The sequence below is a fragment of the Thioclava litoralis genome (assembly GCF_045278885.1).
Lineage (GTDB): Bacteria > Pseudomonadota > Alphaproteobacteria > Rhodobacterales > Rhodobacteraceae > Thioclava > Thioclava litoralis.
Window position 1 is genome coordinate 1,210,580 of sequence record NZ_CP135443.1, and the last position, 23,460, is coordinate 1,234,039.

20 protein-coding genes are annotated in these 23,460 nt (G+C 58.9%); 10 read left to right on the forward strand and 10 right to left on the reverse strand.

Annotated features, from left to right (window positions below):
- Positions 1 to 119: 119 nt before the first annotated feature.
- From RPE78_RS05980 to phoB, 6 genes are all read left to right on the forward strand, one after another.
- Positions 120 to 1,160: a substrate-binding domain-containing protein gene (locus tag RPE78_RS05980; protein ID WP_339108592.1), complete on the forward strand. Its 1,041-nt coding sequence runs from the start codon at positions 120 to 122 to the stop codon at positions 1,158 to 1,160.
- Between the two features lie 101 nt (positions 1,161 to 1,261).
- Positions 1,262 to 2,722, forward strand: a complete 1,461-nt coding sequence (gene pstC / locus RPE78_RS05985) for a phosphate ABC transporter permease subunit PstC (protein WP_339108593.1) — start codon at positions 1,262 to 1,264, stop codon at positions 2,720 to 2,722.
- Positions 2,719 to 4,062 (forward strand): phosphate ABC transporter permease PstA, encoded by a 1,344-nt coding sequence (pstA, locus tag RPE78_RS05990; RefSeq protein ID WP_406721505.1) that lies wholly within the window; start codon positions 2,719 to 2,721, stop codon positions 4,060 to 4,062. Before pstC ends, pstA begins: the two co-directional genes overlap by 4 nt.
- Positions 4,063 to 4,075: 13 nt before the next feature.
- On the forward strand, positions 4,076 to 4,873 hold the full coding sequence (gene pstB / locus RPE78_RS05995) for a phosphate ABC transporter ATP-binding protein PstB (protein WP_339108595.1): 798 nt from the start codon (positions 4,076 to 4,078) through the stop codon (positions 4,871 to 4,873).
- A gap of 27 nt (positions 4,874 to 4,900) precedes the next feature.
- On the forward strand, positions 4,901 to 5,614 hold the full coding sequence (phoU, locus tag RPE78_RS06000; protein WP_339108596.1) for a phosphate signaling complex protein PhoU: 714 nt from the start codon (positions 4,901 to 4,903) through the stop codon (positions 5,612 to 5,614).
- A gap of 1 nt (position 5,615) precedes the next feature.
- Positions 5,616 to 6,308, forward strand: a complete 693-nt coding sequence (gene phoB / locus RPE78_RS06005) for a phosphate regulon transcriptional regulator PhoB (RefSeq protein ID WP_339108597.1) — start codon at positions 5,616 to 5,618, stop codon at positions 6,306 to 6,308.
- On the opposite strand, the gene RPE78_RS06010 is transcribed toward phoB, so the two are convergent.
- Entirely contained in the window at positions 6,293 to 7,180 is an 888-nt protein-coding gene (locus RPE78_RS06010; RefSeq protein WP_339108598.1) for a ribokinase, read from the reverse strand. The genes phoB and RPE78_RS06010 overlap by 16 nt on opposite strands.
- Positions 7,181 to 7,298: 118 nt before the next feature.
- The gene (locus tag RPE78_RS06015; RefSeq protein WP_339108599.1) at positions 7,299 to 9,557 is read right to left on the reverse strand and encodes an NADP-dependent malic enzyme; all 2,259 of its coding nucleotides are present in this window, start codon (positions 9,555 to 9,557) and stop codon (positions 7,299 to 7,301) included.
- Between the two features lie 121 nt (positions 9,558 to 9,678).
- Here RPE78_RS06015 and mutS point away from each other — a divergent pair, with 121 nt between their 5' ends.
- Positions 9,679 to 12,315 carry a DNA mismatch repair protein MutS gene (mutS, locus tag RPE78_RS06020; protein WP_406721506.1) on the forward strand — a complete coding sequence of 879 codons (2,637 nt, stop codon included), beginning with the start codon at positions 9,679 to 9,681 and terminating at the stop codon, positions 12,313 to 12,315.
- 45 nt (positions 12,316 to 12,360) lie between these two features.
- On the opposite strand, the gene RPE78_RS06025 is transcribed toward mutS, so the two are convergent.
- Together RPE78_RS06025 and hrcA are read right to left on the reverse strand one after the other, a co-directional pair.
- Positions 12,361 to 12,906 (reverse strand): nucleotide exchange factor GrpE, encoded by a 546-nt coding sequence (locus RPE78_RS06025; protein WP_339108601.1) that lies wholly within the window; start codon positions 12,904 to 12,906, stop codon positions 12,361 to 12,363.
- A 5-nt stretch (positions 12,907 to 12,911) separates the two neighbouring features.
- Complete coding sequence (gene hrcA / locus RPE78_RS06030) at positions 12,912 to 13,973, reverse strand: heat-inducible transcriptional repressor HrcA (RefSeq protein WP_339108602.1); 1,062 nt, start codon at positions 13,971 to 13,973, stop codon at positions 12,912 to 12,914.
- A gap of 125 nt (positions 13,974 to 14,098) precedes the next feature.
- Here hrcA and rph point away from each other — a divergent pair, with 125 nt between their 5' ends.
- From rph to hemW, 3 genes are read left to right on the forward strand one after another with little or no spacing between them, the layout of a single operon-like run.
- On the forward strand, positions 14,099 to 14,812 hold the full coding sequence (rph, locus tag RPE78_RS06035) for a ribonuclease PH (protein WP_339108603.1): 714 nt from the start codon (positions 14,099 to 14,101) through the stop codon (positions 14,810 to 14,812).
- Positions 14,809 to 15,420: an RdgB/HAM1 family non-canonical purine NTP pyrophosphatase gene (gene rdgB / locus RPE78_RS06040; protein WP_339108604.1), complete on the forward strand. Its 612-nt coding sequence runs from the start codon at positions 14,809 to 14,811 to the stop codon at positions 15,418 to 15,420. The genes rph and rdgB overlap by 4 nt, the downstream gene beginning before the upstream one ends.
- Positions 15,421 to 15,468: 48 nt before the next feature.
- Positions 15,469 to 16,638 carry a radical SAM family heme chaperone HemW gene (gene hemW, locus RPE78_RS06045; RefSeq protein ID WP_406721507.1) on the forward strand — a complete coding sequence of 390 codons (1,170 nt, stop codon included), beginning with the start codon at positions 15,469 to 15,471 and terminating at the stop codon, positions 16,636 to 16,638.
- Here the strand turns inward: hemW and RPE78_RS06050 are convergent.
- The 6 genes from RPE78_RS06050 to rho are packed head-to-tail and all read right to left on the reverse strand — an operon-like array spanning position 16,635 to position 23,415.
- Positions 16,635 to 17,516 (reverse strand): ParB/RepB/Spo0J family partition protein, encoded by an 882-nt coding sequence (locus RPE78_RS06050; protein ID WP_406721508.1) that lies wholly within the window; start codon positions 17,514 to 17,516, stop codon positions 16,635 to 16,637. The genes hemW and RPE78_RS06050 overlap by 4 nt on opposite strands.
- Positions 17,500 to 18,333, reverse strand: coding sequence for an AAA family ATPase (locus RPE78_RS06055; protein WP_339108607.1), 834 nt, complete (start codon positions 18,331 to 18,333; stop codon positions 17,500 to 17,502). The genes RPE78_RS06050 and RPE78_RS06055 overlap by 17 nt, the downstream gene beginning before the upstream one ends.
- Positions 18,326 to 18,934 carry a 16S rRNA (guanine(527)-N(7))-methyltransferase RsmG gene (gene rsmG / locus RPE78_RS06060; RefSeq protein ID WP_406721509.1) on the reverse strand — a complete coding sequence of 203 codons (609 nt, stop codon included), beginning with the start codon at positions 18,932 to 18,934 and terminating at the stop codon, positions 18,326 to 18,328. Before rsmG ends, RPE78_RS06055 begins: the two co-directional genes overlap by 8 nt.
- Before the next feature lie 9 nt (positions 18,935 to 18,943).
- The gene (gene mnmG / locus RPE78_RS06065) at positions 18,944 to 20,806 is read right to left on the reverse strand and encodes a tRNA uridine-5-carboxymethylaminomethyl(34) synthesis enzyme MnmG (RefSeq protein WP_406721510.1); all 1,863 of its coding nucleotides are present in this window, start codon (positions 20,804 to 20,806) and stop codon (positions 18,944 to 18,946) included.
- An 11-nt stretch (positions 20,807 to 20,817) separates the two neighbouring features.
- Positions 20,818 to 22,101 carry a tRNA uridine-5-carboxymethylaminomethyl(34) synthesis GTPase MnmE gene (gene mnmE / locus RPE78_RS06070; RefSeq protein WP_406721622.1) on the reverse strand — a complete coding sequence of 428 codons (1,284 nt, stop codon included), beginning with the start codon at positions 22,099 to 22,101 and terminating at the stop codon, positions 20,818 to 20,820.
- Between the two features lie 21 nt (positions 22,102 to 22,122).
- Positions 22,123 to 23,415 (reverse strand): transcription termination factor Rho, encoded by a 1,293-nt coding sequence (gene rho / locus RPE78_RS06075; protein ID WP_339108610.1) that lies wholly within the window; start codon positions 23,413 to 23,415, stop codon positions 22,123 to 22,125.
- Positions 23,416 to 23,460: the final 45 nt, after the last annotated feature.

The window sequence follows — 23,460 nt, forward strand, 5'->3', positions numbered from 1 at the left end:
CCCGAGAACGGCCGTTTGTCATATAAGCGTTACACAACGTTCGCATAAGCGTCACAGCCGCCCTCTAGCACAAGCAGCGAGCCCATAGGGGCCCGTTTAAGATCTTCTGGGAGAGAACCATGAACACTGTTAAGCTGACGGCATCCGCCCTTGCCATCACCGTTGCCTCAACGGCAGGTGCCTTTGCGCGTGACAATATCCAAGTCGCAGGCTCGTCCACCGTTCTGCCTTACGCCTCGATCGTGGCGGAAGCTTTCGGCGAAAACTTCGATTTCCCCACTCCGGTCGTTGAATCGGGTGGCTCTTCCTCGGGTCTGAAGCGCTTCTGCGAAGGGGTCGGTGAAAACACCATCGACATCGCGAACGCCTCGCGCGCCATCAAGGACAAAGAGATCGAGACCTGCCACGCCAATGGCGTCAATGACATCATTCAGGTCCGCATCGGCTATGACGGGATCGTCTTCGCCAGCCAGAAAACCGGCCCCGAATTTACCGCCTTCCAACCGGCAGACCTCTATAACGCGCTTGGCGCCAAAGTCCTGAAAGACGGCAAGCTGGTCGATAACAGCTATGCCAAATGGTCGGATTTCAACGCCGATCTGCCGGATGTCGAGATCGCGGCCTATATCCCGGGCACCAAACACGGCACCCGTGAAGTGTTCGAAGAGAAAGTCCTCGTTCAGGGCTGCAAGGATTCCGGCGCGCTGGACGCCATGGTCTCGGGTGGCATGGACGAGAAAGACGCCGAAAAGGCCTGTATGTCGGTGCGCACCGATGGCAAATCGGTCGATATCGACGGGGATTACACCGAAACCCTCGCCCGCATCGCCTCGAACCCCGATGGCGTCGGCGTCTTCGGTCTGGCCTTCTACGAGAACAACACCGACAAGCTGAAAGTGGCCACGATGGGCGGCGTCGAACCCTCGACCGAAACCATCGCCTCGGGTGACTATCCGGTGTCGCGTCCGCTCTACTTCTACATCAAGAAGGCGCATATCGGCGTGATCCCCGGACTGAAAGAATACGCGGAATTCTTCGTCTCCGACGAGATCGCAGGCCCCGATGGCCCGCTGGCACAATACGGTCTGGTCTCCGATCCGGAACTGGCAACAACCCAACAGGACGTTGCTGACGAGAAAACCATGGGATCGGGCATGTAATCTGCCCTACCCGGCTTATTCGGGGGGCGGCAGATCCTGTGCCGCCCTCTTCTTTGTTTCTCCGCCTTTCACCTTGGCATACTCAATCGATCGGAGCTGACATGCCTGCTATCTGGCTTTTGGTTATCGTGCTGGTGCTCGCGGCCCTTGGCTTCGTGCTGGGCCTTTCCCGTGCCCTGTCCTCTGCGGGGGGCGACAGCCGCATTCTCCATTCGCTCCCGAGTTATTATGGCAGCAACGTCGCAATGATGACGCTTGTGCCTGCCCTTCTGGTGCTGGCCGTCTGGCTGATCGCGCAGCCCTTCGTGGTCAATATGCAGGTCACCGCGGCCATCCCCGCGGCCACGGTTGAGGAACATGGCAATATCAGCCTGATGATGTCGGATGTGACACGTCTGGCCGAGGGGCTGGATATCGCGGTTGCCAAAGGGGCCATGACCGCCTCGGAAGCCGCCCATCTGCAAGCAGGCGGCACTCTGCGCGCGAAGATGGCAGGTCTGGGTGTGGCGCTTGGCTCGCAGGTCGATGCCCCCACACTGAAGGCCGCACAGCACTATCGTAGCCTCACCGCCACCGGCAATATGATCCGCATGGTCGTGGTGCTGGGCGTGGCCATCGGGTTCTTCCTGCTGACGCTGAAAGCCACCCATAAAGACCTGCGCGCCCGCAATATCGTGGAGCGCGGCATCAAGACGCTGCTGATTTTGGCGGCGTCCATCGCCATTCTGACTACCATCGGGATCGTACTGTCGCTGATCTTCAACACGGTGCATTTCTTCCGCCTCTATCCGGCGACGGATTTCTTCTTCGGCACCAACTGGACGCCCTCCTTCGGGGGTGGCTCGCAACTGGGCATCCTGCCGCTTCTCTGGGGCACGCTTTACATCAGCTTCATCGCGCTGGCCGTGGCCGTGCCGATCGGCCTTTTCGCCGCGATCTACCTGTCGGAATATGCGTCCAAGCCGGTGCGCGCGATTGCCAAGCCGTTGCTGGAAGTGCTCGCCGGTATCCCGACCATCGTTTACGGCCTCTTCGCGCTGCTGACCGTGGGCCCTGCCCTACAGACGGTCTTTGGCCGCGACGGGCTGGACTGGATGGGGGCGGCAAGCTCGGTGATGACCGCGGGTCTGGTGATGGGCATCATGCTGATCCCCTTCGTCTCCTCGCTGTCCGATGACATCATCAATGCCGTGCCGCAATCGCTGCGCGACGGCTCTTACGGGCTTGGTGCCACCAAATCCGAAACCATCAAACAGGTGGTCTTCCCCGCCGCCCTTCCGGGCATCATCGGGGCGATCCTGCTGGCCGCCTCGCGCGCTATCGGCGAGACGATGATCGTGGTGCTGGGGGCCGGTGCCGCCGCCCGCCTCAGCCTCAACCCCTTCGAAGCGATGACCACTGTCACCGCCAAGATCGTCAGCCAGCTGACCGGCGACGCCGATTTCGCCTCGCCCGAGGCTCTGGTGGCCTTCTCTCTGGGCATGACGCTTTTCGTCATGACCCTCGCGCTGAACATTGTCGCGCTCTACATCGTGCGCAAGTATCGGGAGCAATACGAATGACCGACGCCGCTGCAAACACCCCCGAGCGCCGCTCGATCCACCACCCCGACGCCCGCACCCGCAAACGCAACGCGCAGGAAAAACGCTTCCGTGCGATGGGGATCGGGGCCATCGGTCTGGGTCTGGTCTTTCTGGTGGTCCTTCTGTTCACCATCCTGACCAATGGCGTCTCGGCCTTCCAGCAGACATTCATCAATGTGCCGGTCTATCTGGACCCCGCGAAACTGGACAAGAAGGGCAACCGCGACCCTGCCGATATCGCCAAGGTCTCGACCTTCGGCTATGGCCCGCTGATCGAGAACGCGCTTCTGGATACGGTCCAGAAAGCAGGCATCGATACCGCGCTGACCAAAGCCAAGGATATGAAGAACCTGATCTCGGCTTCTGCCGCCAATGTGGTGCGTCAGGACGTGATCAATGACCCCTCGCTGATCGGCCAGACGCTGACCTTCAAGGTGCTCGCCTCGTCGCGCGTGGATGGCTACCTGAAAGGCCGCGTGCACCGCGACGAGATCGCTCTGGATAAAAACATCACCGTGGCGCAGCTCGACCTGACCGATGCGCTGGTCGAGGCCGGTATCGTGAAGAAACAGTTCAACTGGGACTTCATCACCGGCTCGGATGCCTCGGAAAGCCGCGCCGAGCAGGCCGGTATCGGCACCTCGATGATCGGCTCGCTGTTCATGATGCTGGTGGTGCTGTTCCTGTCGCTGCCCATCGGGGTGGCTGCCTCGATCTATCTGGAAGAATTCGCGCCGCAGAACAAATGGACCGACCTGATCGAGGTGAATATCTCGAACCTCGCTGCGGTTCCTTCGATCGTCTTCGGTATCCTTGGCCTTGCGGTCTTCATCCAGTTCATGCATCTGCCGCAATCGGCGCCGCTGGTCGGTGGTCTTGTGCTGACGCTGATGACCCTGCCGACGATCATCATCTCGACCCGCGCCTCGCTGAAGGCCGTACCGCCCTCGATCCGTGACGCGGCGCTGGGGATTGGTGCCTCGAAGATGCAATCGGTCTTCCACCACGTGCTGCCGCTGGCCATGCCCGGCATTCTGACCGGCACGATCATCGGCCTTGCGCAGGCTCTGGGCGAGACCGCGCCGCTCCTGCTGATCGGGATGATCGGCTATATCGCCTCCAACCCGCCGGATGGCATCATCGCGGGCTTCCTGTCGCCCAACTCCGCGATGCCCGCACAGATCTATGAATGGGCAAAACGCGCCGACCCCGCCTATTATGAACGGGCATGGGGGGGCATCATTATCCTCCTGGTGTTCCTGCTGACGATGAACATCATTGCAATCATCCTGCGCCGCAAATTCGAGCGCCGCTGGTAAGGGACCCACCATCATGAACGACATGAGACTGACGGAGAGAAAAGTGGACGCCAAGGATATGAAAATCCAAGCCCGTAAGGTGCAGGTCTATTACGGTGACACTCACGCCATCAAGGATGTCGATGTCGATATCCTCGACAAGACCGTCACCGCCTTTATCGGGCCGTCGGGCTGCGGGAAATCGACCTTCCTGCGCACGTTGAACCGGATGAATGACACGATCGACATCTGCAAGGTCAAGGGCGAGATCCTGCTGGACGGCGAGGATATCTACGACAAGCGCGTGGACCCCGTGCAGCTGCGTGCCAAGGTGGGGATGGTGTTCCAGAAGCCCAACCCCTTCCCCAAGTCGATCTATGACAATGTGGCCTATGGCCCGCGTATCCACGGTCTGGCCAAGAACAAGGCCGATCTGGACGAGATCGTGGAACGCGCCCTGCGCGGTGCCGCCATCTGGAACGAGGTGAAGGACCGCCTTCAGGCCCCAGGCACCGGCCTTTCGGGTGGCCAACAGCAGCGTCTGTGCATTGCGCGCGCCGTGGCGACCTCGCCCGAGGTTCTGCTGATGGACGAGCCCTGCTCGGCGCTGGACCCGATTGCCACCGGTCAGGTCGAAGAGCTGATCGATGAACTCCGCACGCAGTTCTCGGTGGTGATCGTGACGCACTCAATGCAGCAGGCGGCCCGCGTGTCGCAGCGCACTGCCTTCTTCCACCTCGGGAACCTCGTGGAATATGGCGAAACGGGCGATATTTTCACCAACCCCAAAGACCCGCGCACCGAGGCCTATATCACTGGCCGGATCGGCTAAGGGACGACAGGAAGAGAAGGATAATAAATGAGCCAAGAACATATTTCTTCCGCTTTCGACCGTGACCTGGAGGCCGTTCAGGCGCTTGTCGTGAAGATGGGCGGCATGGTTGAACAGCAGATCCTTGATGCTGCCGAAGCCCTTGAAAGCCGCGATGAAGAGCTGGCCCAACGCGTGCGCGCGCAGGATAAGGCCATCGACGCGCTTGAAGAGCAGATCAACGAGGAAGCGGCCCGCATCATCGCGCTGCGGGCGCCTGTGTCGCGCGATCTGCGTCTGACGCTGTCGGTGATCAAGATCGCGGCCAGCCTTGAACGTGCGGGTGACTACGCCAAGAATATCGCCAAGCGGACCCAGATCCTGATGGATGTGCCGGCCGTTGACGGGTCGTCGAAGGCAATCCGCCGTATGGCGCAGGCGGTCGAGGGCATGCTCAAGGATGTGCTGGATGCCTATATCCAGCGCGACCCGCAACTGGCCCGCGATGTGCGCGACCGTGATGTGGAGGTGGACCAGATGTATAACGCGCTGTTCCGCGAATTCCTGACCTATATGATGGAAGATCCGCGCAATATCACCGGCTGCATGCATCTGCATTTCATCGCGAAGAATATCGAACGGATGGGCGACCATGCGACCTCGATCGCCGAGCAGGTGATCTATCTCGTCACCGGCGAGACCCCCGATGAAGAACGCCCGAAGCAATCGAGCGTGATTCCGATGGATACGACGGAGAAGTAACATGTCCCCGGCACAACAGCCCTGTGTTCTGGTGGTCGAGGACGAATCGGCCCAGCGTGAAGTTCTTCAGTATAACCTCGAAGCCGAAGGGTTTCGCGTTGTGATGGCGGTCAATGGCGAAGAGGCGCTGTTGATGGTCAAGGAAGAGAAGCCCGACCTGATGGTGCTGGACTGGATGCTGCCCAATGTCTCGGGCATCGAGATCTGCCGCCGCGTGAAAGCCTCGGGCGACACACGGCACATCCCGATCATCATGCTCTCCGCGCGCTCGGAAGAAACCGACCGCGTGCGCGGGCTGGAGACGGGGGCCGATGACTATGTCGTCAAACCCTATTCGGTGGTTGAACTGATGGCGCGGCTGCGCACCCAGTTGCGTCGCACCCGCCCCGCCACGATGGGCGAGCGGCTGAATTTCGAGGATATCATCCTTGATAGCGCCGAGCACCGTGTCTTCCGCGATGGCCAGCCACTGAAACTGGGTCCGACCGAATTCCGCCTGCTATCAACCTTAATGGAAAAGCCGGGCCGTGTGTGGACCCGCGACCAGCTTCTTGACCGCGTCTGGGGCCGCGACATCTATGTCGATACCCGCACCATCGACGTGCATGTGGGCCGGTTGCGCAAGGCGTTGATGGCCCATGGCGGCAATGATCCCGTGCGCACGGTGCGCGGCACCGGTTACAGCTTGGGCTGATTGTCCAGAAAATCCTCGACATCGGCACGGGTCGGAATGGCATCGGCTGTTCCCGCCCGTGTGACCTTGAGCGCAGAGGCCGCCGAAGCCAGACGCATCGCCCGTTCCCGCGTGCATCCTTCGGCCAGCGCCGCTGCCAGATAGCCCGCGAATGTATCGCCTGCCCCCGTCGTATCGACCGGTGTCACGGGAAAGGCCGGCATCACAATCAGCCCGCCGGTTTCCAGATTGTGCCACGTAGCCCCCTGCGCGCCCTTGGTCACCACGATCTGCTTCACGGGCAACTCCTGTAAGCTGAGCCCGAAACTGGCGCAAAGGGCACGCGCCTCGCCCTCGTTCACGATCAGCAGCGAGACATAGGGCAGCACGGCACGCACAGCCGCCTCGTCAAAGGGGGCGGCGGAATATATCACGAACAGCCCCCGCTCGGCAGCCAGTTGCGCCGCCTCGACCTGCAGGCCCGTCTCGTTCTGCAAGATCATCAGATCGCCGTCCTCGGCCTGATCCAATGCCTCGTCCAGCGCGGTTTCGGGAATGGTACGGTTGGCTCCGGGATGAAGCACGATCGAATTCTCGCCCGCCTGATCGACATAGATGATCGCATGGCCCGAAGCCTCACGCACGATGACCACCTGCGAGCAATCGACACCGGCCTCCTCCATCCGTTCGACCATCCAGCGCCCTTCCGCCCCGATGGCCCCGATATGGCGGATCTGCGCCCCCGCACGGGCACAGGCAACCGATTGGTTGGCCCCTTTCCCCCCCAGACCGCGGTCATATCCAACGGATGCCAATGTCTCGCCCGGTTGTGGCAGATGCGGCAAGCGGTAGAAAAAATCCGCATTGATCGAGCCAAGATTGAAGATTTTCATAAAGCCCCCGAAAGATGCCAGCCCCTTGGAAGGCTACTCTTTTGCAGTCGGAAAGAACAAGGTCCGGCAAAGGGTTTCCCCCTTGCCGGACCTGTTTTGTTTTACAGTTTTGTGGCGCTTATTTCGCGCTACAGGCCGCCAGCGCCGCCATATTGACGATGTCGGACACAGTCGCGGTGGTCGAACACACCTGAATCGGATGTTCCACGCCGGTCAGGATCGGGCCGATCACGGTGGCCCCGCCCATCTCTTGCAACAGCTTGATCGAGATCGAGGCCGAGTGACGCGCGGGCATGACCAGAATATTGGCCGGCCCCGACAGGCGGCAGAAGTCGTATTTCTTCATCACCGACGCATTGAGCGCCACATCCACAGCCATCTCGCCGTCATATTCGAAATCGGCGCCACGCGCGTCGAGCACCTGCGGCGCGACATGCATCTTCTGCGAGCGTTCCGACACCGGATAGCCGAAGGTCGAGAAGGAACAGAAGGCCACGCGCGGATCAAGCCCCAGCGAACGGGCAACCCCCGCTCCGGCGGTCGCGATATCGGCCAGATCGTTCTCGTCGGGCCATTCATGCACCAGCGTATCGCCCAGTAGCACGATCTTGCCCTTGTTCAGCACGGCAGTAATGCCGACGGCCCCGCTTTCCGAGGTGGCATCAACCACCTTGTTGATGCGTTCCAGCACATGGGCCGATTTGCGGGTCACACCGGTCACCAGCGCATCGCCATGACCATGCACCAGCATCAGCGCCGCAAAAACATGACGGTCGCGGGCGGCCATCTTATAGGCATCCTCACGGTCCACCCCCTGACGCTGCAGGCGCTTGTAGAGGAAGTCGCGATAGGCATCGAGGTGCTTGGTATTGGCGGCATTCACCACGGTCAGCTCGCGGAAGGCATCGCCAAGACCTGCACTTTCCAGATTTTCGCGCACCTCGTTCTCGCGGCCCACCACAATAGAGGTGCCGGTGCCCGAGCGCTGGTATTGCACAGCCGCGCGCAGCACGCGCAGATCATCGCCCTCGGCAAAGATCATACGGGCCTGCGCCTTGCGCGCACGGGCATGGATCGACTGCAGGATCGTCGCGGTCGGGTCCATACGGGCCCTCAGGCTATGGACATAGGCCTCCATATCAATGATCGGACGGCGGGCGACACCCGTCTCCATACCGGCTTTGGCCACCGCAGGCGGGATCACATGGATCAGACGCGGGTCGAAGGGCGTGGGGATGATATAGTCGCGCCCGAAAGACAGCTTGCGGCCATAGGCCATTGCCACCTCATCCGGCACGTCCTCGCGGGCGAGTTTCGCCAGCGCCTCGGCACAGGCGATCTTCATCTCGTCATTGATCGCGCGGGCATGGATATCGAGCGCCCCGCGGAACAGATAGGGGAAGCCCAGCACGTTATTGACCTGGTTCGGATAATCCGAACGGCCCGTCGCCACGATCGCATCCTCGCGGACCTCATGGGCCTCTTCGGGGGTGATCTCGGGGTCGGGGTTGGCCATCGCGAAGATGACCGGATTATCGGCCATCGATTTCACCATATCCTGCGTCACAGCGCCCTTGGCCGAGACACCAAGGAACACATCCGCCCCTTCCATCGCATCTTCCAGCGTCCGCGCCGTGGTCTCGATCGCATGAGCCGATTTCCACTGGTTCATGCCCTCGGTGCGACCTTTATAGATCACGCCCTTGGTGTCGCACATGATGCAGTTCTCGTTACGCGCGCCCATCGTCTTGATGAGTTCAAGGCAGGCGATACCTGCAGCACCGGCGCCATTGAGCACGATCTTGCAGTCCTCGATCTTCTTGCCCGAAATCTCGAGCGCGTTCAGAAGGCCTGCCGCACAGATCACCGCCGTGCCGTGCTGGTCATCATGGAACACCGGAATATCCATCTGTTCCTTCAGCGCCTGTTCGATGATGAAACATTCGGGCGCTTTGATGTCTTCAAGGTTGATGCCGCCGAAAGTCGGCTCCATCAACTTGACGGCCTTGATGATCTCGTCGGCCTCCATCGTATCCAGTTCGATATCGACGGCATTCACATCGGCGAATTTCTTGAACAGAACCGCCTTGCCTTCCATCACGGGCTTGGACGCCAGCGCGCCAAGATTACCCAGCCCCAGAATAGCCGACCCATTCGAGATAACGGCAACCATATTGCCTTTGACCGTGTAGTCATAAGCGGTCTCGGGGTTCTCGGCGATGGCTTCCACCGGAACCGCCACCCCCGGGCTATAGGCCAGCGACAGGTCACGCTGGGTGGTCATGGGGGTGGTCGGGGTAATTTCGAATTTCCCCGGCGTGGGCTCCAAGTGATAGCTCAGAGCTTCTTCACGGGTGATTTTGTTCTTTCCGGACATGTGGGCCGATATCCTTCTTGCAAGTCACAATCTTCTTAGCCGCTTGGGGCCTGCGTCTCAATAGATTGCGGGCCGGCTTCGCCTTTTGTAGGGTCCGCCACGAGCAAACAGGGGGCAACCGATGGCAAAGCCGACCGTCACACCGATGATGGAACAATATCTGGGGATCAAAGACGCCAATCCGGGGGCTTTGCTGTTCTACCGCATGGGCGATTTCTACGAGATGTTCTTTCAGGATGCGGTCGAGGCGGCTGCGGCGCTCGATATCGCGCTGACCAAGCGCGGCAGCCATGAGGGCGAAGAGATCCCGATGTGCGGCGTGCCTGTCCATGCCGCCGAAGGCTATCTGCTGACGCTGATCCGTAAGGGATTTCGCGTGGCGATTGCCGAGCAGTTGGAAGATCCCGCCGAGGCCAAGAAGCGCGGCTATAAATCGGTCGTCAAACGCGATGTCGTGCGGCTGGTCACCCCCGGCACCCTGACCGAGGAAAGCCTTCTGGAAGCGCGGCGCCACAATTTCCTTGCGGCCTATTCCGCCCTGCGGGACGAGGGCGCGCTGGCTTGGGTTGATATTTCCACCGGCGAATTCCGTGTGATGGCCTGTGCACCCGCGCGTCTGGGGCCGGAACTGGCCCGCCTGACCCCGCGTGAGGTGCTGGTGTCGGATGCCGGCGAAGAGCCCTTCCGCGAGGTGATCGAGGATGTGAAGGCCGCAGTGACCCCCTTGGCGCGGGCGGTGTTTGACAGTGCCTCGGGCGAGCAGAAGCTGCGCGATCTCTATCAGGTGGGCTCGCTTGAGGCCTTTGGCAGCTTCACCCGTGCCGAGCTTTCGGCCATGGGCGCGATTGTCGACTACCTCGACCTGACCCAACGCGGCAAACTGCCGCTTCTGCGCCGCCCCCAGCGCGAAGAGGCAGGCACCATCGTGCAGATCGACGCCTCGACGCGACGCAATCTGGAACTGACGCAGGCTCTGTCGGGCGGGCGTGAAGGGTCTTTGCTGCATGTCATCGACCGCACTGTGACGGCGGGTGGGGCGCGTCTGCTGGAACGTCGCGTGGCGGCCCCCTCGCGCGATCTGGCGCAGATCCATGCGCGGCATGATACGGTGGCGTTTCTCGTGGAACAGACCCGTTTTACCGAAGACCTGCGGTCTGATCTGAAGCGCTGCCCCGATATGGACCGCGCCCTGTCGCGGCTGGCGCTGGACCGCGGCGGCCCGCGCGATATGGCCGCGATCCGCAATGGCTTAGGTCAGGCGGGCGGGCTTTATGATGTGATCACAGGCTCTGAGGCGCCGCGTTTGTTGCAGGATGCGGCGCAGGCGCTACAGGGCCATGATGAATTGGTGGCGCTGCTCGATGCCGCCCTGATCGCCGAGCCGCCGCTGCTGGCGCGTGATGGCGGGTTTATCGCGCAGGGCTATGATGAGGAACTCGACGAAACCCGCCGCCTGCGCGACGAGGGGCGCGGCGTGATTGCGGGCATGCAGGCCGGATTTGTCGAGGAAACCGGCATTTCGAGCCTGAAGATCAAGCATAACAACGTGCTGGGCTATTTCATCGAATGCACCTCGACCCATGCCGAGAAGATGCTTTCCCCGCCTCTGTCCGAGAAATTCATCCATCGTCAGACCACCGCCAATCAGGTACGTTTCACCACCGTAGAGCTGTCGGAACTGGAAACGCGCATCCATAATGCCGGTGCGCGGGCGCTGGAGATCGAAAAGCGGCTCTATGACAGGCTGAAAGCGGCGATTATGGATCAGGCAGGGCCGATCGGCGAGGCGTCGCGGGCGCTGGCCGAGATCGATCTGGGCTGTGCTTTTGCCGATCTGGCGCGCTCGGGTGACTGGGTCCGCCCCGAGATCGACAGCTCCCGCGCGTTTGAAATCACCGCAGGGCGGCATCCGGTGGTGGAACATGCGCTCAAGCGCTCGGGCACGCCGTTTATCGCCAATGATTGCGGGCTGACCAAGGATAGCACGCCTGCGATCTGGCTGCTGACCGGCCCGAATATGGCGGGTAAATCGACCTTCCTGCGACAGAATGCGATCATCGCGCTGCTGGCGCAGGCGGGCAGCTTTGTGCCTGCGGAACGGGCGCATATCGGGCTGGTGAGCCAGCTGTTTTCTCGTGTGGGGGCCGCCGATGATCTGGCGCGGGGGCGCTCGACCTTCATGGTCGAGATGGTCGAAACCGCAGCGATCCTCAATCAGGCCGATGACCGCGCGCTGGTGATCCTCGACGAGATCGGGCGCGGCACGGCCACCTATGACGGGCTGTCAATCGCTTGGGCGGTGATGGAGCATCTACATGCCACCAACCGCTGCCGTGCCCTTTTTGCGACCCATTACCACGAGATGACCGCGCTTTCGGCCAAATTGGACGGGGTGGAAAATGCGACCGTCAGCGTGAAGGAACATGCGGGCGATGTGATCTTCCTGCATGAGGTGAAGAAGGGTGCTGCTGACCGGTCCTACGGGGTGCAGGTCGCGCGCTTGGCGGGTCTGCCCGACAGCGTAGTCTCACGCGCGAAATCGGTGCTGGATATGCTGGAGAAAGGCGACCGTGACAGCGGTGCCAAGAAACAGATGCTGATTGATGATCTGCCGCTTTTCGCCTCTGCGCCGCCGCCTGCGCCAGTGCCGCAAGGCCCCAGCCCGCTGGAAGAACGCCTGAGCGGGATCAATCCCGATGACCTGTCCCCGCGCGAGGCGCTACAGGCGCTTTATGAGCTGCGCGAGATGCTGAAATGACAAAGGGGGCCAAGCGGCCCCCTTTTCAATGCGTCACGTGAAACATCACTTCGGCGTCGAGCTGACACCGACCTTGGCCGGACGCAGCAGACGGTCGTGGATCATAAAGCCCACATCCATCACCTGAATGATGTCGCCTGCCACGGTGTTCGGCACGGGGGCTTCGAACATCGCTTCGTGATGGGTCGGGTCGAATTTGTCACCCACCTGCGGCGCGATCTGGTTGATACCGTGCTTTTCGAAGACGTTCAGCAACTCGCGCTGGGTCAGTTCGACGCCCTCGATCAGTGCCTCGGCTTTTTCGCGCAGCTCGTCCGAGATAGCGTTCAGCGCGCGCTGCATATTGTCGAAAACCGGCAGCATGTCGCGGGCCAGACGCGACCCACCGTAATTTTCGGCATCGCGGCGCTCTTTATCGGCACGCTTGCGCGAATTCTCGGCATCGGCCAATGCGCGCATCCAGCGGTCGCGCAGCTCGTCGCGTTCGGCACGCAGGGCTTCAAGCTCGCCCTCGCCTTCGTTCATGATGTCTTCGAACGTCTCGTCGAGATGAACCTGATCTTCGCTCATTTCGTCTTTTTTGTCGCTCATGCGTTTCATCCTTTGCCCCGGCCCGACAGCATCCGCCCGACCAGTTGCGCTGTATAGTCCACGATCGGCACGATCCGCCCGTAATTCAGCCGTGTCGGGCCGATGACGCCAATCGCACCGATTATCTTCCGATCAGCGTTCATATAGGGACTTACCACCAGAGAGGAACCCGAAAGTGAAAAAAGCTTGTTCTCGGAGCCAATAAAAATGCGCACACCGTCCCCGTCCTGCGCCAGATCGAGAAATTCCGCGATGTCACGCTTGCGTTCCAGATCATCAAACAAGGTGCGGATACGGTCGAGATCGGAGATCTGCTCCAGAAGATTCGACTGTCCGCGCACGATCAGGCGTTCGTAAGAGGTGCCCTTGTCCTCCCATTCGGCCAGCCCCTGCTCGACCAGATCAGCCGCCAGCGTGTCCAGCTCGGCACGGCGGTTTCTGATTTCATCGGCCATCACGTGGCGCAGCTCGGTCAGGGTGCGCCCCTCGGCCAGCGAGTTGATGAAATTCGCCGCTTCCCGTAGCGAGGATGGCGTCTGGCCGGGCGGCGGTGTGAAGACACGGTTTTCGACCTGACCATTGGCAAAAACCAGCACCACCAGCGCACGGTCGGGCGCAAGGCCCACAAATTCGATGTGTTTGATCGGCGCTTCCTGCTTGGGCGACAGAACAAGGCTCGCCCCATGCGTCATTCCCGACAGGGCCGAGCCGACGCGGTCCATCAGATTGCCCAGATCGGGATCATTGCCACCAACGCTGGCATCCAGCGCCGCGCGGTCCTCGGCCCCCAATGTGCCAACCTCCATGAAACCGTCGACAAACATCCGCAGCCCCATCTGCGTCGGCACCCGCCCTGCCGAAATATGCGGGCTGTCCAGCAGACCGAGGAATTCGAGATCGTTCATCACATTGCGGATGGTTGCCGCCGAAAGCTTTTCGCTCATCATGCGGGTCAGGCTACGCGAGCCGACCGGATCGCCGGTTTCCAGATAGCCCTCGACCACGCGGCGGAATACCTCGCGCGAGCGGTCATTCAGCTCTGTCAGGGTCTGTTTTTGCTCTGTCATGGTCTCAAAACTCCTGAGCCGCAGTAAACGGGTTGCGAGAGCGATCGTCAATCTGTCCTGAGCCCTTGCATCATACGAGGAAGGCGCGCAAATGGGGCAGGACGATTTACACCAAAGGAGCGGATATGCGGCCCTCAGGACGGAACCTCAACGAAATGCGCAAGGTCACTATCGAGACCGGTGTTACCAAACATGCCGAAGGGTCCTGCCTGATCAAGGTGGGCGACACCCACGTGCTGTGCACCGCAACCATCGAAGACCGCGCGCCGTCGTTCCTGAAAAATACCGGTCTTGGCTGGGTAACGGCGGAATACGGCATGCTGCCCCGCGCCACCCATTCGCGCACCCGCCGCGAGGCCGCCGCTGGCAAACAGGGTGGCCGCACCGTCGAGATCCAGCGCCTGATCGGTCGGGCCTTGCGTGCAGGGCTTGACCGGAGCGCCCTTGGCGAGCGGCAGATCGTGATTGACTGCGATGTCATTCAGGCCGATGGCGGCACGCGCTGCGCCTCGATCACCGGTGGCTGGGTGGCGCTGCGTCTTGCCACCAACAAACTGCTGGCCAAGGGGATCATCACCTCCGATCCGCTGATCGACCATGTGGCGGCTGTCTCCTGCGGGATCTATGCGGGCCAGAATGTCTGTGACCTCGATTATGCCGAGGATAGCGAGGCCGGTGTGGACGGCAATTTCATCATGACCGGCAAGGGTAAGCTGATCGAGGTACAAATGTCGGCAGAAGGCTCTACCTATACCCGCGATCAGATGAACCAGCTGATGGATCTTGCCGAAAGCGGGATTGCAGAACTGGTTGCCGCACAGAAGGACGCTATTGGATGAGAAAATTCACAGAGAAAAAACTGCTTGTCGCGACCCATAACGCCGGCAAGCTGGAAGAAATATCGGAACTTCTGAAACCCTATGGCATCGAATGCGTAGGTGCCGCCGAACTGGATCTTCCCGTGCCGGACGAGACGGAAACCACCTTTGTCGGCAATGCACGGATCAAGGCCCATGCCGCCGCCAAAGCCACCGGCCTGCCCGCGCTGTCGGACGATAGCGGCATCGAGGTGGATTGTCTGGGCGGGGCGCCCGGTGTCTATACCGCCGATTGGGCAGAGACCCCCAATGGCCGCGATTTCAAGATGGCGATGGAAAAAACATGGGCCGAGTGCGAAAAATCCGGCGCTGACCGGCCACGCACGGCCCGGTTCTGCTCGACCCTCGTTCTGGCATGGCCGGACGGGCATGACGAGGTCTTCGAAGGCATTTGCGAGGGTCATCTTGTCTGGCCTATGCGCGGCGAACAGGGGCATGGCTATGACCCGATGTTCCAGCCGCAAGGCTCGAGCCATACCTTCGCCGAGATGAGCCACGAGCGCAAAAACCAGTTGTCGCATCGCGCGGCCGCCTTCAAGAAACTGACCGAGGCTTTCGAGCCTGCCTGACCTGTTGTGCCACGTGAAACACGTGGCACCCACCACCGGAGTGCGCCCATGACGACTGCTATTGAAGATTGGCGCGCCGGAGGGTTCGGACTTTACATCCATTGGCCATTCTGCGCCGCAAAATGTCCCTATTGCGATTTCAATTCCCATGTCACGGCCTCTATCGACCAGAAAGTCTGGGCCGAGGCCTATCTATCGGAAATCGACCGTCTCGCAGGCGAAACCGGGGGCCGTGTGCTGAACACGGTGTTTTTCGGTGGCGGCACGCCGTCGCTGATGGATCCGGATGTGGTTGACGCCATTCTGACTCGCGTGCGCAAAAGCTGGCGCATGTCGAATGATCTCGAGATCACGCTGGAGGCGAACCCCACGAGCATCGAAGCGGGTCGCTTCAGAGCCTATTCCGAAGCGGGCGTTAACCGTGTGTCGATGGGCATGCAGGCCATGAACGATGCCGATCTGCGTAAACTGGGGCGGATGCATTCGGTTGCGGAAGGCCGCAAAGCCTTTGATATTGCGCGTTCCGTCTTTGATCGCGTGAGCTTCGATCTGATCTATGCACGACAGGACCAGACCCTGTCCGACTGGCGCAAAGAGCTCTCGGAGGCGCTTTCGATGGCGATTGACCACCTTTCGCTTTATCAACTGACAGTTGAGGAAGGCACTGTTTTCGGCGCACGGGCAGAGCGTGGACTTCTGAAGGGATTGCCCGATGATGACAGTGCTGCGGATATGTATCTGCTGACACAAGATGTAGCGGAATCGGCCGGTTTTCCGGCCTATGAAGTGTCTAACCATGCGAAAGAAGGCTCTGAAAGCCGGCATAACCTGATTTACTGGCGCTATGGTGATTATGCCGGTATCGGTCCAGGCGCACATGGTCGTTTGACCCATGATGGGATCCGCCATGCGACGGACACCCTCAAACAACCCGCTGCATGGATAGATCAGGTCCGCAAAACGGGGTCTGGCGAGCTTTCCCGCGAGGCTCTGCCGCGCAGTGAGGAAGTGGTGGAATTCCTGCTGTTCGGCATGCGGCTTCAGGAGGGTCTGGATGTGACACGCTACGAAGCACTAAGCGGCGCGCAACTGCCACAGGATCGCATCGCCTATCTTGTCGATATCGGCATGTTAGAGACGGATCAAACGAAAATCCGCGCCACCCGTGAAGGTCGCGCGGTTCTCAATGCAGTTATCCGTGAACTGATGCCGGATTAAAGTTTTGTCAGCATCTGACAGATTGCATCAAGCTGCTCGAGATCTTTATAGCTGAGAACAACCGTCCCGCCCTCTTCGCCTCTATGATTGATCTCGACCTTCATGCCGATTGTCGCGGAAAGATCGGCTTCCAACGCACGAGTATCCGCATCCTTTTCAATCACAGGGCGGTTTTTCGGCTTTTTCTCGGCTGTCGGAGACTTGGCCTTACGCTCGACTTCGCGAACCGAAAGACCTTTTGACACCGCTTCTTTCGCCAAACCGATCGGATCGTCGGCGGTAATCATTGCGCGCGCATGACCGGCTGTCAGACGCCCATCGCGCAAATATTCCTGAACTTCGTCGGGCAGATTGAGAAGGCGCAAAAGGTTCGCAATATGGCTGCGGCTTTTCGAAAGAGCCTCGGCCACCTTTTCCTGCGTATGACCGAAACGATCCATCAACTGGCGATAGCTCAGCGCCTCTTCCAGAGGATTGAGGTCTGCACGCTGAATGTTCTCGATAATGGCGACTTCAAGAACTTCGGTGTCGTTGAAATCCCGAATAATGACTGGAAGCTCGTGCAACTGCGCCAGTTGCGACGCCCGCCAGCGGCGTTCCCCCGCAACGATCTCGTACATATCGCTTTTAGAAGGATGCGCCCTGACGATGAGCGGCTGAATGACACCCTTCTCACGAATAGAATCCGCCAGCTCCTGAAGCGCCTGCTCGTCGAAATGACGGCGCGGCTGTTCGGGATTGGGTTCGATCTTTTCGATCGGAATGAAACTTTCGGGACGACGCGGCACCGTATTATCCTGGTTCGGTTCAATATTTACATCAGCCATCAGGGCACTCAATCCGCGCCCCAACCCCCGGCGTTCAGGCTTCTTGCTCATGTGCCCCCCTGCGATTTGCGCCTTCGTGGCGCTCCAATAATTCTTTTGCAAGGGCACGATAGGCTTTCGCCCCGCGTGACCCGCTATCATAATGCAAAACGGATTGCGCATAAGACGGCGCTTCAGAAATCCGGACATTGCGCGGAATCATCGTTTTGAAGACGATTTCGCCCAAAGTCGCCCGTGCATCGGCTTCGACCAGCTGCGAGAGGTTGTTACGGACATCATACATGGTGAGAACGACCCCCTCGATGCGCAAATTCGGATTTGCGCCCTGCCGCACCTCTCGAACGCTCAGCATTAGCTGCGATAGACCCTCAAGTGCGAAAAATTCGGCCTGAAGCGGCACAAGTACGGAATCTGCTGCCACCATCGCATTAACCGTCAGAAGACTTAAGGACGGCGGGCAATCAATCAGGATATAGTCCAGTTCAAGATCATTGATGTCTTCGGAACGTAGTGCCTTCTGAAGCAGGAAGCTGCGCTGGTCGGCATCATGGAGTTCCATATCGGCAGAGGCCAGATCGGTTGTTGCAGGGCTGAGCCACAGGCCGTCCCATTGCGTTTTGACAACAATATCACCAACGTCTGCCTCCCCCGTCAGCAGATCATAGGTGCTGTAATCACGATCTTCGAGTTCCAACCCAAGCCCGGTCGATGCGTTTCCCTGCGGATCAAGATCAACCACAAGAACACGGCAGCCCTGCTCGATCAGTGCGCTGGCAAGGTTGATCGCCGTAGTGGTTTTTCCTACGCCACCCTTCTGGTTGGTCACCGCAATAATACGCGGCGCCTTTATCAAGGAACGGTCAGACACGCTCTGCTCCTGAGATTTTTAGTATTGTTGCATCTGGATCTGTGTTGCTTCTAAAAGCTTCATATTTGAAGGTCCATGACTTTTGCGCCTCGAGCACTTCACTTTTCCAATTCGCCCCTTTCGGGAAAAGGAAAACAGCATTTTCACGCTGGTGGTAGGTTGAGAACTCAAGAAGCATATCAAGGGCAGCCAAGGCCCGTGCTGAAATAACATCGGCTTGTAACGAAGGGATATCCAGAATTCTCTGGCTGTGAACCTGCGCCGAAATCGACAACTCGCGAATGCAAGTCATAAGAAACGCACATTTGCGCTGATCGCTCTCAACAAGATGCACCTGAGCTGCCGGATTATGTTGGGCCGCCAAAATGGCCACAACTATCCCCGGTAGACCGCCGCCAGATCCCAAATCGACCCAGCGCTTCCATGACAGAGACGGGTCATAAATTTGAACAGAATCTGCCAGATGCCGTTTCTGAAACTGCAATATCGTCGATTTCGCTACAAGGTTGATCGCAGGATTCCACTTTTTGACCAGCGCTTCATAAATTTCGAAACGCTCGATTGTTTCACGTGAAACATCAATGGGGAAATTGGGCTCCATAGCTGCGCCTCACGCTGACTTCTGTTTCCGCGACTGGCGCAGTTTCGCCAGAATCAACGCCAAGGCAGCTGGTGTCACACCATCGACACGCCCCGCCTGCCCAAGAGTGCTAGGTTGTGCCTTGCCGAGTTTGAGCCGGAGTTCGTTCGAAAGACCAGACAGACCCGAATAGTCAAAATCCTCAGGAATTTTCCAAGCTTCATCGCGCTGCATTGCTGCAATATCTCGCTCCTGACGGATAAGATAATTTGCGTAAAGCGCGTCTTTCGCTAACTGATCGGAAATTTCGGGACCGATATCCTGAAGTTCAGGGAACACCCGCGCCATATCGTCAAAAGTTATGTCGGGGAAAGACAGGAAGGAAAATGCAGACCGACGCTGTCCATCTTGATTAACCTTGAACCCATGAGAGATCGCCTCTTTCGGCGTCAGAACACAGGCTTCCATAAGCGCGCGCCCTGCGTCCATCGCCTCTTGTTTTGCCAGATATGCGGCGGTCCGAACATCGGATACGCAGCCGATTTCCAATGCGAGCGGGGTCAAACGTTGATCGGCGTTATCTGCCCGAAGGGAAAGCCGGAACTCCGCTCGCGATGTAAACATGCGGTAAGGTTCCGTTACTCCGCGGGTGATAAGATCATCAACCATCACACCGATATAGCTCTGCGTGCGCGAAAACTGGACCTGCTCCCGCCCTAGCGCAGCAGCCGCGGCATTCAGACCGGCAACCAGGCCTTGCGCAGCAGCCTCTTCGTATCCAGTGGTGCCATTAATTTGCCCCGCCAGATACAATCCGGGCTGCGCGCGCATTTCCAAAGAGGAATTTAAGCTGCGCGGATCGACGTAATCATATTCGATCGCATATCCGGGTTGGAGAATTTCGACATTCTCAAGCCCTCGCATCGAACGCACATATTCATGTTGAACGTATTCGGGAAGAGACGTCGAAATACCGTTAGGATATACGGTATCATCATCAAGTCCCTCTGGCTCCAGAAAGACCTGATGCGATGTCTTATCCGCAAATCGAACAATCTTATCTTCGATTGAAGGGCAATACCGCGGCCCTACCCCTTCAATATGTCCCCCATACATTGCCGAACGGGACAGATTTTCGCGAATAATCTGATGCGTCACTTCGTTGGTATGCGTGATCCCGCAAGAGATCTGCCGCACCAGCGGCTTCTTATTCAGAAAGCTGAACATGGCCGGATCATCATCACCGGGCTGACTTTCAAGAATTGACCAATCAATGGTCTTACCGTTCAACCTTGGTGGCGTCCCTGTTTTAAGGCGCCCAAGAGGAAGGTTCAGGGCTTTCAGCCTATCGGCAAGTGGAACAGACGGGCGATCTCCCATGCGTCCACCAGGATAACTTTTATCACCGATGTGGATAACACCGTGCAAAAACGTGCCAGTTGTCAAGACGACCGACTGACATTCTATTTCTGCGCCATCTGCAAGTATCACACCGGCAATGTGTCCATTTTTAATCACAAGATCAACGGCTTCGCCTTCAACGACCTCAAGATTGGCCTGTTGAGCTGTAAGATCAGCCATCGCCTGACGATAAAGCTTTCGGTCCGCTTGGGCTCTTGGTCCCTGAACCGCGGGCCCTTTGCGCCGATTAAGAAGACGGAACTGGATCCCTGCCCTATCGGCTGCAACACCCATAACACCGTCCATCGCGTCAATCTCGCGAACAAGGTGCCCCTTACCAAGCCCCCCTATCGCCGGATTGCACGACATAACGCCTATCGCCTCACGGCGAAGTGTGACCAACGCAGTCTTTGCTCCCATGCGAGCGGCTGCATGGGCTGCTTCGGTTCCGGCATGTCCGCCGCCGACAACAATAACGTCAAAATGTTTCACGTGAAACACTCCTATTTCCCGATGCAAAAACTCAAGAATATCTCATCCAAGAGATTCTCGACATCCACCCTGCCCAACAGAGATTCCAAAGACCGAGCGGCCTCCCGCAGATAAACCGCAGAAAGTTCAGGACGGTCGAAACTGCTCATTACCTCATTTCGCGCCGAATCCAAAGCCCGGTTTGCGTTAATGAGTGCATCACGATGTCGTTCCCGCGTCATGATCCCTGCCCCCTCGGCTTGCGCAAGAAGGCGCCGGGTAATCTCGGCAACAAGCTGGTCTATTCCCGCGCCGGTTTTTCCTGACACGCGAAGCCCTTCCCCGCTTACAATATCGGCTTTTCCATAAGCGATCAGATCTCCCGCATGTGGCTCTAAGAGAGGTAACTCTTCCCCATCCAGCAAGAAAACCCGCAGATCGGCGTCTTTGGCTCGACTGATCGCGCGATCTACTCCAATCGCTTCGACAACATCTGTGGTTTCGCGCAATCCAGCGGTATCCAGTAATGTAACCGCCAATCCCGCCAGATCCATACGAACTTCGATCACATCCCTTGTCGTGCCGGCAATCTCGGAAGTAATTGCGGCCTCTCTTCCCGCTAACGCATTGAGAAGTGTTGATTTTCCAGCATTAGGACGGCCAACAATCGCCACCTCGAAACCATCGCGAATACGCTCGGCCGCGCCAAAACGCCGGATTTCCTCGCTCAAACTGCTTTGAACGGCATCAATTTCCGCAAGAACTTCAGGCGTCACATCGACCGGTACATCTTCATCAGCAAAGTCGATGGTCACTTCCAACAGCGCTGCAGCTCTGACCAACCGCTCTCGCCAGCCGTCCACAACCTTCCCGACAGAGCCAGACAGAACCTTAAGAGCCTGTTTTCTTTGGGATTCTGTTTCCGCCTCGATGAGATCAGCCAGACCTTCGACCTGAGAAAGATCCAAGCGCTCATTCTCCATCGCGCGGCGGGTGAATTCGCCCGCTTCCGCCATTCGCAGGTCGGGATTCGTGCCCAAGGCCCGCAAAACCGCACTCACTGTCGCCACGGCTCCGTGGATATGGAACTCTACGACCTCTTCGCCGGTAAAACTATGCCCCTTGGCAAAGGGCAGCACCACTGCCTCGTCCAGCGCCTCACCGTCCAGCCGCAACACACGCAGCGCGGTCTGTCGCGCAGGCGGCAACGTCCCGCAAAGACGCGAGGCAGCTTCCCAGGCTTTCGGCCCGGAAATACGAATAACGGCCACCCCCGCTTTTCCGCGGGCAGTGGCCAGTGCAAAGATCGTATCCATCATATCCCTCTCGGGAACGGATTAACCGTTCATGGAGTCGAAGAATTCCGAATTCGTTTTGGTCTGTTTGAGCTTCGAGATCAGGAACTCGATCGCATCGGTCGTGCCCATCGGGTTGAGGATGCGGCGCAACAGATAGGTCTTCTGCAGATCCTTCTGTTCAACCAGCAGATCCTCTTTCCGCGTACCGGATTTAAGGATATCCATCGCCGGGAAGACGCGCTTGTCGGCCACCTTGCGGTCCAGCACGATCTCCGAGTTCCCCGTCCCTTTGAATTCCTCAAAGATGACCTCATCCATGCGCGAACCGGTATCGATCAGCGCGGTCGCGATGATCGTCAGCGACCCGCCCTCTTCGATGTTCCGTGCCGCCCCGAAGAAGCGTTTCGGGCGTTGAAGCGCGTTGGCATCCACACCACCGGTCAGAACCTTGCCCGAGCTCGGCACCACGGTGTTGAACGCGCGCCCCAGACGGGTGATCGAGTCAAGCAGGATCACCACATCGCGCTTGTGTTCAACCAGACGCTTGGCTTTTTCCATCACCATCTCGGACACGGCCACGTGGCGCGTTGCCGGTTCGTCGAAGGTCGAGGAAACAACCTCCCCCTTCACCGAACGCTGCATATCGGTCACCTCTTCCGGACGTTCGTCGATCAGAAGCACGATCAGATAGCACTCGGGGTGATTTTTCTCGATCGAGGTGGCGATATTCTGCAGCAGAACCGTTTTACCGGTCCGCGGCGGTGCCACGATCAGCGACCGCTGCCCCTTCCCGATCGGAGCAACCAGATCGATGATCCGTGCCGAGCGATCCTTGATCGTCGGGTCCTCGATCTCCATTTTCAGGCGCTCGTCGGGATAAAGCGGCGTCAGGTTATCAAAAGCAACCTTGTGACGCGCCTTTTCGGGCTCTTCAAAGTTAATTTTCTCGACTTTGGTCAGCACGAAATAGCGTTCGTTTTCGCCCGGAGAGCGGATGATGCCCTCAACGGTGTCGCCAGTGCGCAACGCATGCTGGCGGATCATGTCGGGCGAGACATAGATATCGTCCGGACCCGGCAGATAGTTGGCCTCGGTCGAGCGCAGGAAGCCGAAACCGTCCTGCAACACTTCCAGAACCCCGTCCCCGCCAATGGTGATGTCTTCTTCGGCATGCGCTTTCAGCAGTGCGAACATCATTTCGCCCTTGCGCATGGTCGAGGCGTTCTCGATTTCCCACTCTTCGGCCATAGCCAGCAATGCCTTGGGGCTTTTCGCCTTCAGGTCAGCCAGATTCAGACGCTCGTCTTCGGGATGCGGACGCTCTTCGGTCATGAATTCCCCTCGCTTTCGGGCCAGCCGAAACGAAATCTCGATGTA

Coding starts and splice junctions, on each gene's coding strand:
- RPE78_RS05980 (WP_339108592.1), top strand. CDS start 120: ATGAACACTGTTAAGCTGACGGCATCCGCCCTTGCCATCACCGTTGCC.
- pstC (WP_339108593.1), top strand. CDS start 1,262: ATGCCTGCTATCTGGCTTTTGGTTATCGTGCTGGTGCTCGCGGCCCTT.
- pstA (WP_406721505.1), top strand. CDS start 2,719: ATGACCGACGCCGCTGCAAACACCCCCGAGCGCCGCTCGATCCACCAC.
- pstB (WP_339108595.1), top strand. CDS start 4,076: ATGAACGACATGAGACTGACGGAGAGAAAAGTGGACGCCAAGGATATG.
- phoU (WP_339108596.1), top strand. CDS start 4,901: ATGAGCCAAGAACATATTTCTTCCGCTTTCGACCGTGACCTGGAGGCC.
- phoB (WP_339108597.1), top strand. CDS start 5,616: ATGTCCCCGGCACAACAGCCCTGTGTTCTGGTGGTCGAGGACGAATCG.
- RPE78_RS06010 (WP_339108598.1), bottom strand. CDS start 7,180: ATGAAAATCTTCAATCTTGGCTCGATCAATGCGGATTTTTTCTACCGC.
- RPE78_RS06015 (WP_339108599.1), bottom strand. CDS start 9,557: ATGTCCGGAAAGAACAAAATCACCCGTGAAGAAGCTCTGAGCTATCAC.
- mutS (WP_406721506.1), top strand. CDS start 9,679: ATGGCAAAGCCGACCGTCACACCGATGATGGAACAATATCTGGGGATC.
- RPE78_RS06025 (WP_339108601.1), bottom strand. CDS start 12,906: ATGAGCGACAAAAAAGACGAAATGAGCGAAGATCAGGTTCATCTCGAC.
- hrcA (WP_339108602.1), bottom strand. CDS start 13,973: ATGACAGAGCAAAAACAGACCCTGACAGAGCTGAATGACCGCTCGCGC.
- rph (WP_339108603.1), top strand. CDS start 14,099: ATGCGGCCCTCAGGACGGAACCTCAACGAAATGCGCAAGGTCACTATC.
- rdgB (WP_339108604.1), top strand. CDS start 14,809: ATGAGAAAATTCACAGAGAAAAAACTGCTTGTCGCGACCCATAACGCC.
- hemW (WP_406721507.1), top strand. CDS start 15,469: ATGACGACTGCTATTGAAGATTGGCGCGCCGGAGGGTTCGGACTTTAC.
- RPE78_RS06050 (WP_406721508.1), bottom strand. CDS start 17,516: ATGAGCAAGAAGCCTGAACGCCGGGGGTTGGGGCGCGGATTGAGTGCC.
- rsmG (WP_406721509.1), bottom strand. CDS start 18,934: ATGGAGCCCAATTTCCCCATTGATGTTTCACGTGAAACAATCGAGCGT.
- mnmE (WP_406721622.1), bottom strand. CDS start 22,101: ATGGATACGATCTTTGCACTGGCCACTGCCCGCGGAAAAGCGGGGGTG.
- rho (WP_339108610.1), bottom strand. CDS start 23,415: ATGACCGAAGAGCGTCCGCATCCCGAAGACGAGCGTCTGAATCTGGCT.